Origin of the sequence: Streptomyces sp. NPDC058335 (genome assembly GCF_042723915.1) — a bacterium.
GTDB lineage: Bacteria > Actinomycetota > Actinomycetes > Streptomycetales > Streptomycetaceae > Streptomyces.
Genome location: NZ_JBHXHX010000003.1, coordinates 158,894 through 170,875, shown reverse-complemented (window position 1 = coordinate 170,875; position 11,982 = coordinate 158,894). Strand labels below are relative to the sequence as shown.

Sequence of the window (11,982 nt, the reverse complement as noted above, 5' to 3'; positions counted from 1 at the left end):
GTCGTCCTCCCCCCTGTTCTGCCCAGCGTGTGCCTCGCACTCACGTTTCCCCGGAGCGGGGCCCGTCGTTGGGTACCGCGTGAGGCACGTAACTGGGCGCGCACGGCGCGCGGGGGTCGCACTGACCGCCGTACTGACATGGGCAGGACTGCTGGCGGGAGCCGCCGGATGCAGCGGGGACGGCAGGAGCGGGCTGGACCGGGTGCTGGGCAAACCCCCGGCACCCGCGGACGCCATCCGGGTCACTCCGCAGGACGGCGCCAGGGAGGTGCGCCCGAGCCAGGCGCTGCGGGTCCGGGTGCCGGACGGGCGGCTGGAGTCGGTGAAGGTCGTCAAGTCGCAGGACGCGCAGGAGGCCGAGGTGCCGGGCCGGATCTCCGCGGACGGCCGCAGTTGGAGCCCGGAGGACGGCCGGCTCGCGCTCGCCGCCCGCTACACGGTCGACGCGGTCGCGGTGGACGGCGACGGGCACCGCTCGGCCCGGCACACCACGTTCACGACGTACGTCCCCGAGGAGCGGTTCATCGGCTACGTCACGCCCGAGAACCGGTCGACGGTCGGCACCGGGATGATCGTCTCCCTGGAGTTCAACCGGGAGATCGAGAACCGGGCCGCCGTCGAGCGCGCCGTCCATGTGACCGCCGACCCGGCCGTCGAGGTCCGCCCGCACTGGTTCGGCACGTCCCGGCTCGACTTCCGGCCCGAGAACTACTGGAAGCCCGGCACCCGCGTCACCGTCTCCCTGCGCTTCCGCGACGTCGAGGGCGCGCCCGGCGTCTTCGGGCTCCAGTACCGGACGTTCTCCTTCGACGTCGGCCGCCACCAGGTCTCCGTCGTCGACGCCGCCGAGCACACCATGCGGGTGCGGCGCGAGGGCGAGCTGCTGGCCACCGTGCCCATCACCGCAGGGGCGCCGAAGACGACGACGTACAACGGCAAGATGGTGGTCACGGAGATGCTCGACGTGACCCGGATGAACGGCGCCACGGTCGGCTTCAAGAAGAAGAACGGCAAGGGCGAGTACGACATCCCGGACGTGCCGCACGCCATGCGGCTGACCGAGTCCGGCACCTTCCTGCACGGCAACTACTGGGCGTCCCCCGAGGCCTTCGGGCGGGTCAACCTCAGCCACGGCTGTGTGGGTCTCAGGGACGTGAAGGGCGGCGGCGCGGACACGCCCGCGGGCTGGTTCTTCGACCGCAGTCTCATCGGCGACGTCGTCGAGGTGGTCCGCAGCAAGGACAAGACGGTCGCCCCCGACAACGGGCTCGGCGGCTGGAACATGAACTGGAGGGAATGGACCGCCGGCAGCGCGGTGAACTGACCTCCTGAGCGACTTTCCCCTCCCATGGTCCAAGTTGGGACTGAACGGTGACATTCCGGGGTCACCAGGGCCCCTGACCATGTGGTTAATATGCGCGCAGCGCAGGGGTAGTGCCTGCGTGCGGGCCTGATCGGCCCGGGGGAGGGGAGAACGGACTTGAACGTGCGACCGATATCGGGGGCATCGGTTGGCGGTCGCTCACGCGGCCGTGACAAGCGGTTGGCATTGATCGTCGGAGGACTGCTGCTGGCCGTCACGGCCTGCGGCGGAGGCGGGGACTCCGGCTCGGAGAAGACCAAGGACGGCAAGGGCGCGGGCGCCACGGCCGTGGCGAGCGGGCAGTCGGAGGCGGTCGTCTCGATCGCCCCGAAGGACGGCGCCAAGGCCGTCGACACCAGCGGCGTCCTCAAGGTGACGGCCGCCAAGGGCAAGCTGACCGAGGTGGTCGTCAAGGACGCCGACGGCGCGAAGGTCGACGGCGCGATCTCCGCGGACGGCGCCGGCTGGACGCCGAGCACGCACCTGGCCGCCGCCACCAAGTACCAGGTGCACGCGGTCGCGAAGGACGCCGAGGGCCGTACGGCCGCCGAGGACGCGTCCTTCACCACGCTGACGCCGGAGAACACCTTCGTCGGCACCTTCACGCCCGAGGACGGTTCCACGGTCGGCGTCGGCATGCCGTTCTCGGTGCGCTTCACGCGGGGCATCACCTCGCCGGACGACGTCGAGAAGGCCATCAAGATCAAGACGGTGCCGGCCGTCGACGTACAGGGCCACTGGTTCGGCAACGACCGCCTCGACTTCCGGCCCGAGAAGTACTGGAAGGCCGGCACCAAGGTGACGGTCGAGCTGAACCTCGACGGCGTCGAGGGCCGCAAGGGCGTCTACGGCAAGCAGTCCAAGTCGGTGTCCTTCACCATCGGCCGCGACCAGGTGTCGATCGTGGACGCCAAGAAGCGCACGATGCAGGTCACCCAGGAGGGCAAGGTCGTCAAGACCATCCCGGTCACCACCGGCAAGCCCGGCTACGCCACCTGGAACGGCCAGATGGTCATCAGCGAGAAGTTCACGGTGACCCGCATGAACGGCGACACGGTCGGCTACGACGGCGAGTACGACATCAAGGACGTCCCGCACGCCATGCGGCTGACCGACTCCGGCACCTTCGTGCACGGCAACTACTGGGGCGGCGACGCCTTCGGCAACTACAACGCCAGCCACGGCTGCATCGGCCTGCGGGACGTGCGCGGCGGCTACGACAGCGGCGTACCGGCCGCCTGGTTCTTCGACCACTCGATGACCGGTGACGTGGTGGTCGTGAAGAACTCCACCGACCCGACCGTCGAGGCGTCCAACGGCCTCAACGGCTGGAACATCCCGTGGGCGGAGTGGACCAAGTAGGTCCCGCCCGACGACGGGCCCGGTGCTGTGACCCACGGCACCGGGCCCGTCGTCGTCGGTGCCCGTGCGGCACCCCCTGGGGGACGACCCCCAGACCCCCGCCCCCGTTAGTCGCCGTTAACCTGCTGGCATGACCGTGAATCTCGAAGTCGCCGAGGGCGTCGGCACGCTGCGCCTGGACCGCCCGCCCATGAACGCGCTGGACGTCGCCACGCAGGACCGGCTCAGGGAACTCGCCGAGGAGGCGGGCCGTCGCGACGACGTGCGGGCCGTCGTCCTGTACGGCGGCGAGAAGGTGTTCGCGGCGGGCGCGGACATCAAGGAGATGCAGCCCATGGACCACACCGCGATGGTCCTGCGCGCCCGCGCCCTCCAGGACGCCTTCACGGCGGTGGCCCGCATCCCCAAGCCGGTGGTGGCGGCCGTGACCGGTTACGCGCTGGGCGGCGGCTGCGAGCTGGCGCTCTGCGCCGACTTCCGGATCGCCGCGGACAACGCGAAGCTCGGCCAGCCGGAGATCCTGCTCGGCCTGATCCCGGGCGCGGGCGGCACCCAGCGGCTGTCCCGGCTGATCGGCCCGTCCAAGGCGAAGGACCTGATCTTCACCGGCCGTACGGTGAAGGCGGACGAGGCGTTGACGCTGGGTCTGGTGGACCGGGTGGTCCCGGCCGGCGAGGTGTACGCGCAGGCGCACGCGTGGGCGGCGAAGCTGGCGCAGGGTCCGGCGATCGCGCTGCGGGCGGCCAAGGAGTCGATCGACACCGGTCTGGAGACGGACATCGAGACCGGCCTCGCCGTGGAGCGGAACTGGTTCGCGGGCCTCTTCGCGACCCCCGACCGGGAGATCGGCATGCGCAGCTTCGTCGAGGAGGGGCCGGGCAAGGCGAAGTTCCAGTGACGCCGAACTCCTGGCTCCGCGGAGCGGGTCCGATGTGAGACTCGTCTCGCCGAAACACTCCGGGAGCCCTTGCAATTGACGGAGCGTCTCATCCGGGTCCCTCGATGGGGCGGTTCATCGGAACCTTAAGTCGGCCTTAAGGCTGCCGCGTCGAGGGAGCCCGGCGATTGCCTGCGAATACCTCCGAACGAGCCGTCGTCGCAGGCCAGCTGGCTGCACGTGGCCACGAAGTGCCTATGGCATATGCCATTCGCATCGTGCGGAATGGTTGCTTCCGGGGGGCGTATTCCCCCGGAACGGCCCCGCGGGAAGCCGCGGGCCGCCATGATGGGGGCATGGCGGGGCTGGAGGGTATCGAACAGCCGCGGGGGCACGAGCGCGTGGCCGCGGCACGCTGGTCGCCTGCGGCCGAGGACGAACAGGCACTCAGAGCACTGGAGTTGTTCGGCGACCCCACGGACGCCGAGATCCAACTGCCGTCCCGCCCCCAGTCCGCCGCCACCGCCCGGCGCCTCACCCAGGTCATCGTCCTGCGCCGCTGGCAGCTCACCCCCAAGATGACCGAGGACGCCGTCTTACTCGTCTCGGAACTCGTCGGCAACGCCGTACGCCACACCGGTGCCCGCGTCTTCGGACTGCGCCTGCGCAGGCGGCGCGGCTGGATCCGCGTCGAGGTCCGAGACCCCTCACGAGGGCTGCCCTGTCTGATGCCGGTCCAGGAGATGGATGTCAGCGGCCGGGGGCTGTTCCTCGTCGACAAGCTGTCCGACCGCTGGGGCGTCGACCTGCTGCCCCGAGGGAAGACGACCTGGTTCGAGATGCGGGTGGCCGACCGCTGAGCGACGGGCCCGCAACGCCCGAGCCGCAGACCCCGCCCCGCCCCGCCCGGCGGCTCGAACGCGCAGGTCGTAGGTCCGAAGACCGAGCCCGGTCCGGCCAAAACTCGGTGGGCGATGTCAGTGGCGATCCGTAGGCTCGCTCCTGATGCCCACGACACCCGCACCCACCGAGGACCGCTCCGCCGTACGGACGTTGCTGCGCCTGTGGCCGTATGTGCGGCCCGTCCGGGTGCGGTTGTTCACCGCCGCCGCCGTAGCGGTCGTCGCCTCCTGTACGGGGCTGGTGATCCCGCTCGTGCTGAAGTGGATGGTGGACGGGCCGGTCGCGGACCGGGACTCGGGGGGCGTCTGGCTGGGCGCGCTGTTCCTGCTGCTGCTCGGGGCCGCGGAGGCGGTGCTGTTCGGGCTGCGGCGCTGGCTGGTGGCACGGCCGCTGTCGCATGTCGAGGCGGAGATGCGGGCCGGTCTGTACCGGCATCTCCAGCGGCTGCCGGTGGCCTTCCACGACCGGTGGGCGTCGGGACAACTGCTGTCCCGCGGGACCACCGATCTGATGCTGCTGCGCATGTTCCTCGCCTTCCCTCTGACGTTCCTGCTGGTCAACACGGTGACGATTCTCGTCGGCGTGACCATCATGCTGCTCCAGGACTGGACGCTCGGGCTGGTCGTCCTGGGGCCCGCGATCCCGGTCATGGTCACGTGCGTGATCTTCGAGAACCGGTACGCGCGCGTGGCGCGACGCGCCCAGGACCAGGTCGGCGACCTGACGACGGTCGTCGAGGAGAGCGTCCTCGGCATCCGCATCATCAAGGGCTTCGGCCGGCACCGCAGCCAGGCGCTGGCGTTCCGCGAACTGTCCTTCGGCCTGCGCGGGACGGAACTGCACAAGGCGCGGCTGCTGGCGACGATCTGGGCGGTCATCGTGACCCTGCCCGAACTGGCCATCGGCGCCGCGCTGGTGCTGGGGACGGTGCAGGTGGCGGACGGCGAGCTGTCCGCGGGCACGCTGGTCGCCTTCCTCTCCACGGCACTCGCCCTGCGCTGGCCGGTGGACTCCATCGGCTTCCTGCTGGCGATGAGCCAGGAGGCGGCGACGGCGACCGAACGGTACTTCGAGGTGATGGACGCGGAGCCGGAATCCTCCACCGACACGCAGAGGCGTACGGCGGCACCGGGAGGCGACGGCCTGCGCTTTCACGGTGTCACCTTCCGCTATCCCGACGCCGATCCCGGCTCCCCTCCCGTTCTCGACCGGGTCGATCTGCATGTCCGGCCCGGGGAGTCCATGGCGCTCGTCGGGGCCACCGGCAGCGGGAAGACCACGCTCACCGCGCTCGTGCCCCGGCTGCACGAGGTGACCTCCGGGTGGATCACCCTCGACGGGGAGGACATCACCGCGATGCCCCGCGAGGAACTGCGGGCGAAGGTCTCCGTCGCCTTCGAGGAGCCGACGCTGTTCTCGGCGAGCGTCGGGGAGAACGTGCTGATGGGATCCGGCGGCGACGCGGACGACGGCGACCTGGAGCGGGCGCTGTCCGTCGCGCAGGCCGAGTTCGTGCACGCGCTGCCGCAGGGCACCCGGACCCAGGTCGGTGAGCAGGGGCTGAGCCTGTCCGGCGGGCAGCGGCAGCGTCTCGCGCTGGCGCGGGCGGTCGTGGGCCGGCCCCGGTTCCTCGTGCTCGACGACCCGCTGTCCGCGCTGGACGTCCACACGGAGGCCGCCGTGGAGGCCGCGCTGCGCCGCGTCCTCGCCGACACGACCGCGCTGATCGTCGCCCACCGGCCGTCCACCGTGCTGCTCGCCGACCGGGTCGCCCTGCTGTCCGGCGGCCGCATCACCGCGCTGGGCACGCACCACGAACTGCTGCGCACCAACGCCGAGTACGCCCATCTCATGTCCGGGGACCAGGAGGCCGACCGCCGATGACCGCGCCCACGACCGCCTCCCCCACCGCCGACGACGACGAGGACCTGACGGCCGCGAAGGAGCACGTCGACGCCTTCGACCGGGACGTCCTGCCCACCCCGCCGGGCGCCACCGGCACGCTGCTGCGCTCGCTGCTCGCCCCGATGAAGGCGCGCGTCGCCCTCACCACGTTCCTGCTGCTGCTCCAGCAAGGGGCCGTGCAGGCGGGCCCGCTCCTGGTGGCGTACGCCATCGACCGTGCCGTACCGGCGTTCCGCGCGGACGATCTGGGACCGCTGGTCGCGGTGGGCGTCGGCTATCTGGGGTGCGCGCTGGCCGGCGGCGGGCTCCAGTACGCGTTCCTGATCGCCTCCGCCCGCGTCAGCCAGGACGTACTGCTGGACCTGCGCGGGCGGATCTTCCGGCACGCGCAGACGCTGAGCATCGACTTCCACGAGCGCTACACCTCGGGCCGGCTCATCTCCCGTTCCACCACGGACGTGGAGTCGCTGCGCGAACTGCTCAGCGAGGGCCTCCAGGAACTGGTCACGGTCGTCCTGTCCTTCCTCTACATCTCGGCCATGCTCCTCTGGCTGGACCTGGGTCTCGGCGCGGTCGCGGTGGCGTCGTTCGGGCCGCTGTATCTCCTCGTCCGGGTCTACCAGCGGCGCGCGGGACGGGTGTTCCGGGCGCGGTCCACCGCGATCGCGACCGTGATCGTGAAGTTCGTGGAGACGGTGAACGGCATCCGGCCGGTGCGCGCGTTCCGCCGCGAGGCCGTGAACGAGGCCGACTTCCGGGTCCTGAACCAGCGGCACGAGCGGACCAACGGCGACGCGCTCCTGGAGATGGCCCGGTACGTCGTCGGCTCACGGCTGGTCGCCAACACCGCCGTCGCGCTGATCGTGCTGTGGGGCGCCCAGCGGGTCGCGGACGGCTCCCTCGCACTGGGTGTGCTGGCGGCGGCGGTGCTGTATCTGCGTCGGCTGTACGACCCGATCGACCGGCTCGGCATGTTCCTCAACTCCTACCAGTCGGCGGCGGCCTCCCTGGAGAAGATCGCCGGGCTGCTGGCCCAGAAGCCGTCCGTGCCCGAGCCGACCGCGCCCCAGGAGCTTCCGGCCCGCCGGTCGGGCATGCCGGGCCGCGAGGTCGTGTTCGACGGCGTCGCCTTCGGCTACCGCACCGGCGGCGAGGTGCTGCCCCGCTTCGACCTCACCCTGCCCGCCGGACAGACCGTCGCCGTCCTCGGCTCGACCGGCGCCGGAAAGTCCACCCTGGCCAAGCTCCTCGCCCGCTTCTACGACCCGACGGCGGGCCGGGTCCTCCTCGACGGCGTCGATCTGCGCGATCTGGCCATGGCCGAACTGCGGTGCGGGGTGGTCATGGTGACGCAGGAGGCGTTCCTGTTCTCCGGGACGGTCGCCGAGAACATCGCGATCGGGCGGCCGGACGCGAGCCGGGAGGACATCGAGCGGGCGGCGAAGGCGCTCGGCGCCCACGAGTTCATCAGCGCGCTGCCCGACGGCTACGACACGGACGTCCGCCGGCGCGGCGGCCGTATCTCCGCCGGTCAGCGCCAGCTCGTCGCGTTCGCGCGGGCGTTGCTCGCCGACCCTGCGGTGCTGATCCTCGACGAGGCGACCAGCTCGCTCGACGTGCCGGGCGAACGGGCCGTACAGGCGGCGATGGCGACGGTCCTGAAGGGCCGTACGGCGGTGGTGATCGCGCACCGGCTGTCGACCGTGGAGATCGCCGACCGGGTGCTCGTCATGGAGCACGGAAGAATCGTCGAGGACGGCACCCCGGCCGAACTCGTCGCGGGCACCGGCCGGTTCGCCGACCTGCACCGCGCCTGGCGGGACAGCCTCGCGTGAGGGCGCGGCGGACACGGAAACAGCCGATCGACGCCTACGCCGACCCCGGCCCGCCCGACTGCCGGGGCGGCTGGTCGTACCTGTGGTGGCTGACCTGCCGCCAGCCGGGGCGGGCGCTGGCGGGGGCCGCGCTGGCCAGCGTCTGGATGGTGCTGTTGGCGGTCGCGCCGTACCTGTTGTCGAGGGCGGTCGACGACGGACTGGAGCGCGGTGACACGGCCGCGCTGGCGGGCTGGACGGCCGCGCTGTTCCTGGTGGGGGCGTTCAACGCCTGGGTGAGCATCATGCGGCACCGCACGATGACCCGGCTGCGCATGGACGCCAACTTCCGCACGGTCAAGGTGGTCGTCGGGCACGCGGTCCGGCTGGGCGCCGCGCTGCCGCGCCGGATCGGGGCCGGGGAGGTCGTCACCATCGGCGTCGGCGATGTGCAGACCATCGCCATGTCCCTGACGGTGATCGGGCCGGGCATCGGCTCGGTCGTCGTCTACGTCGTCGTCGCCGGGGTGCTGCTGTCGGTCTCCCCGCTGCTCGCGGCGGTCGTGCTGCTGGGGATGCCGGTCATCGCCGTGCTGGTCGGCCCACTGATGGGGCGGCTCCAGGGCGCCGAGGGCGAGTACCGGGAGCGGCAGGGGGTGCTCACCGCGCGGATCGGCGACCTCGCGGGCGGGCTGCGCGTGCTCAACGGCCTCGGCGGCAAAGGGCTGTTCGCGGACGCCTTCCACCGCGACTCCCAGCGGCTGCGCGCCCAGGGCTACCGGGTCGGCTCGGTCACCAGCTGGATGCAGGCCCTGGGGGTGGGCCTGCCCACGGTGTTCCTCGCCGTGGTGACCTGGCTGGCGGCCCGGCTCGCGGCCCAGGGCGAGCTGACGGTGGGCGAGCTGGTGTCGGTGTACGGCTATGTGGCCGTGCTGGTCGGCCCGGTGGCGTTCATCGTCGACATGGGCTACCAGCTCAGCCGGGGCGTGGTCGCCGCGCGCCGGGTCGTACGGCTGCTCCGGCTGGAGCCGGACCCCGACGCCGGCACCACCGACGCGCCCGACGGGCCCTCGGAGCTGTACGACCCCGCCTCCGGCGTGCGGGTCGTGCCCGGCCTGCTGACGGCGCTGGCAGGCGCGCGGCCCGCCGACACGGCCGCCGTGATCGACCGGCTGGGCCGGTACGGGCCGACCGACGTCACCTGGGGCGGCGTACGCCTCGACGAGGTGCGGTCGGCGCGGGTCAGGGAGCGGATCCTGGTGGCCGACAACGAGGCGGACCTGTTCGCCGGCAGCCTGCGCGAGCTGGTGGGCGGGCGGGGCGCACCGTCCCCCGCGGAGATCGACCGGGCGCTGCGGGCGGCTGCCGCCGAGGACATCGTGCAGGGCCTGCCGGACGGGCTCGACTCCCCCGTGGCCGCGCGGGGACGCAGTCTCTCCGGGGGCCAGCGGCAGCGCGTACGGCTGGTGCGGGCGCTGCTCGCCGACCCCGAGGTGCTGCTCGCCGTGGAGCCCACCTCGGCGCTCGACGCGCACACGGAGGCGGCGATCGCGGAGCGGCTGCGGGAGGCGCGCGCCGACCGGACGACCGTCGTGACGAGTTCCTCCCCGCTGCTGCTCGACCACGCCGACCGGGTGCTGTACCTGGTCGACGGGAAGGTCGCGGCGAGCGGCCGGCACCAGGTGCTGCTGGAGACGGAGCCGGGGTACCGGGCGCTGGTGGCGCGAGACGTGGACGGCGCTGAGGGCGCTGAGGGCGCTGAGGGCGCTGAGGGCGCTGAGGGCGCTGAGGGCGCTGAGGGCGGGACCGCCGAGGACACCGATGCCGAGGGGGCCGTGCGATGACGCCGGTTGCGAAGGGGGCGAAGGGGGCGGAGGAGGTCGGCGAGGGGCGGCTTCCGGTGGCCTCGCGGGCCGAGGTGCGGCGGGCCACCGGCCGGCTCGTGCGGGCCGACGCGCGGGTCTTCGCCGGTGTCCTGGCGCTCAACGTGCTGGCCGCCGCGGCCGGTCTGGCCGGGCCCTGGCTGCTCGGCCGGATCATCGACGAGGTGCGGTCCGGCGGCGGGACCGCGGCGGTGGACCGGCTGGCCCCGGTCATCCTGGTGTGCGCGCTGGCGCAGTTGCTGCTGGCCCGCTGGGCCCGGTACGCGGGGCACCGGTTCGGGGAGCGGACGCTCGCGCGGGTGCGGGAGGGCTTCGTCGAGCGGACGCTCGCGCTGCCCGCGTCGGTCGTGGAGCGGGCCGGTACCGGCGACCTCACCACGCGTGGCACCGCCGACGTGGCGGCCGTGGGCACGACCCTGCGTGACGCCGGGCCCGAGCTGCTGGTCTGCGCGGTGCAGGCGCTGTTCCTGCTGGGCGCGGTGTTCGTGATCGACCCGCTGCTCGGCGCGGTGGGGGTGCTCGGGCTGACGCCGATCTGGTTCGCGCTGCGCTGGTATCTGCGGCGGGCGCGTGCCGGGTACCTCGCCGAGGGGGCGGCCACCTCGGAGGTCGCCGACATCCTCGCGGAGACCGCGGGCGGGGCGCGCACGGTGGAGGCGTTCCGGCTCGGGGAGCGGCGGACGGCGGCGAGCCGGGAGGCGCTGGAGATCTCGCGTCGTACGCGGTTCCACACGCTGTTTCTGCGGAGCGTGTTCTTCCCGGTGGTGGAGGTGTCGTACGCGCTGCCCGTCGCGGGGGTTCTGCTGATGGGCGGGATGCTGCACGCGCGGGGCACGCTGAGTCTGGGGGCGGTGGTGGCCGCGGCGCTGTATCTGCGGCAGTTCACGGAGCCGCTGGACCAGATCCTGATGCGCGTCGAGCAGTTCCAGAGCAGCGGTGCCTCGTTCGCGCGGGTGGAGGGGCTGGCTCGCGCCCCGCGGTCCGAGCCGCGGGGCGGGGCGCCGGTCCCGGTGGACGACCGGATCGACGTGAAGGGCGTGCGGTACGCGTACGACCGCGGCGGCGAGGTGCTGCGCGGGGTGGACCTGACCGTACGGCCGGGGGAGCGGCTCGCGGTGGTCGGTCCGTCGGGTGCGGGCAAGACGACGCTGAGCCGGCTGCTGGCGGGCGTGGACGCGCCGACGGCGGGTTCGGTCACGGTGGGCGGGGTGCCGGTCGCGGACCTGGCCCCGGAGACACTGCGCCGGCAGGTCGTCCTGGTCACCCAGGAGCATCACGTCTTCCTCGGCACGGTCCGCGACAATCTGCTGATCGCCGAACCGGCCGCGACGGACGAGGAGTTGTGGGCGGCGCTGGCCGCGGTCGGTGCCGCGGGCTGGGTGCGGGAGCTGCCCGGCGGTCTCGACGCGGAGGTGGGCGCGGACCGGCGCCGTACGGACGGCTCGCAGGCGCAGCAGCTCGCGCTGGCGCGGGTGGTGCTGGCGGACCCGCACACACTGATCCTGGACGAGGCGACGGCCCTGCTGGACCCGGCGACCGCCCGGCACACCGAGCGCGCGCTGGCCGCCGTACTGCGCGGCCGTACGGTCATCGCCATCGCGCACCGGCTGCACACCGCGCACGACGCGGACCGGGTCGCCGTGATGGAGAACGGCCGACTGACCGAACTCGGCACGCACGAGGAGCTGGTGCGGGCGGGCGGGGCGTACGCGTCCCTGTGGGGGACGTGGCACGGGGAGCCTCTGGACCCCAAAAGCCGCCTTCAGTGATCAGCTCCGTATATCGAACATGAACTCCCGGACAACGAACCGTTTCCGGCCAACTTTCTGACGCGCTCCTGACAGACAGCGCTATCGGCTGCCACTCTTCCCACTG

General features: G+C 72.5%; 8 protein-coding genes. All 8 read left to right on the top strand.

The window, feature by feature from the left end:
* The first annotated feature begins 79 nt into the window (after window positions 1–79).
* Complete coding sequence (locus ACFWJX_RS06590; protein WP_383237793.1) at window positions 80–1,324, top strand: Ig-like domain-containing protein; 1,245 nt, start codon at window positions 80–82, stop codon at window positions 1,322–1,324.
* 156 nt (window positions 1,325–1,480) lie between these two features.
* Window positions 1,481–2,725: an Ig-like domain-containing protein gene (locus ACFWJX_RS06585; RefSeq protein ID WP_383237791.1), complete on the top strand. Its 1,245-nt coding sequence runs from the start codon at window positions 1,481–1,483 to the stop codon at window positions 2,723–2,725.
* Window positions 2,726–2,855: 130 nt separating this feature from the next.
* Window positions 2,856–3,623 (top strand): enoyl-CoA hydratase/isomerase family protein, encoded by a 768-nt coding sequence (locus ACFWJX_RS06580; RefSeq protein WP_383237788.1) that lies wholly within the window; start codon window positions 2,856–2,858, stop codon window positions 3,621–3,623.
* A 335-nt stretch (window positions 3,624–3,958) separates the two neighbouring features.
* The gene (locus ACFWJX_RS06575) at window positions 3,959–4,462 is read left to right on the top strand and encodes an ATP-binding protein (RefSeq protein ID WP_383237785.1); all 504 of its coding nucleotides are present in this window, start codon (window positions 3,959–3,961) and stop codon (window positions 4,460–4,462) included.
* 145 nt (window positions 4,463–4,607) lie between these two features.
* On the top strand, window positions 4,608–6,389 hold the full coding sequence (locus ACFWJX_RS06570; protein WP_383237782.1) for an ABC transporter ATP-binding protein: 1,782 nt from the start codon (window positions 4,608–4,610) through the stop codon (window positions 6,387–6,389).
* Entirely contained in the window at window positions 6,386–8,245 is a 1,860-nt protein-coding gene (locus ACFWJX_RS06565) for an ABC transporter ATP-binding protein (protein WP_383237779.1), read from the top strand. The genes ACFWJX_RS06570 and ACFWJX_RS06565 overlap by 4 nt, the downstream gene beginning before the upstream one ends.
* Entirely contained in the window at window positions 8,242–10,068 is a 1,827-nt protein-coding gene (locus tag ACFWJX_RS06560) for an ABC transporter ATP-binding protein (protein ID WP_383237776.1), read from the top strand. The genes ACFWJX_RS06565 and ACFWJX_RS06560 overlap by 4 nt, the downstream gene beginning before the upstream one ends.
* Entirely contained in the window at window positions 10,065–11,876 is a 1,812-nt protein-coding gene (locus ACFWJX_RS06555; protein WP_383237773.1) for an ABC transporter ATP-binding protein, read from the top strand. Before ACFWJX_RS06560 ends, ACFWJX_RS06555 begins: the two co-directional genes overlap by 4 nt.
* The last annotated feature ends 106 nt before the right edge of the window (window positions 11,877–11,982 follow it).

What these genes read in the sequence shown, in the direction of transcription:
- ACFWJX_RS06570 (WP_383237782.1), top strand. Translation starts at nt 4,608, where the DNA reads ATGCCCACGACACCCGCACCCACCGAGGACCGCTCCGCCGTACGGACG.
- ACFWJX_RS06565 (WP_383237779.1), top strand. Translation starts at nt 6,386, where the DNA reads ATGACCGCGCCCACGACCGCCTCCCCCACCGCCGACGACGACGAGGAC.
- ACFWJX_RS06555 (WP_383237773.1), top strand. Translation starts at nt 10,065, where the DNA reads ATGACGCCGGTTGCGAAGGGGGCGAAGGGGGCGGAGGAGGTCGGCGAG.
- ACFWJX_RS06580 (WP_383237788.1), top strand. Translation starts at nt 2,856, where the DNA reads ATGACCGTGAATCTCGAAGTCGCCGAGGGCGTCGGCACGCTGCGCCTG.
- ACFWJX_RS06575 (WP_383237785.1), top strand. Translation starts at nt 3,959, where the DNA reads ATGGCGGGGCTGGAGGGTATCGAACAGCCGCGGGGGCACGAGCGCGTG.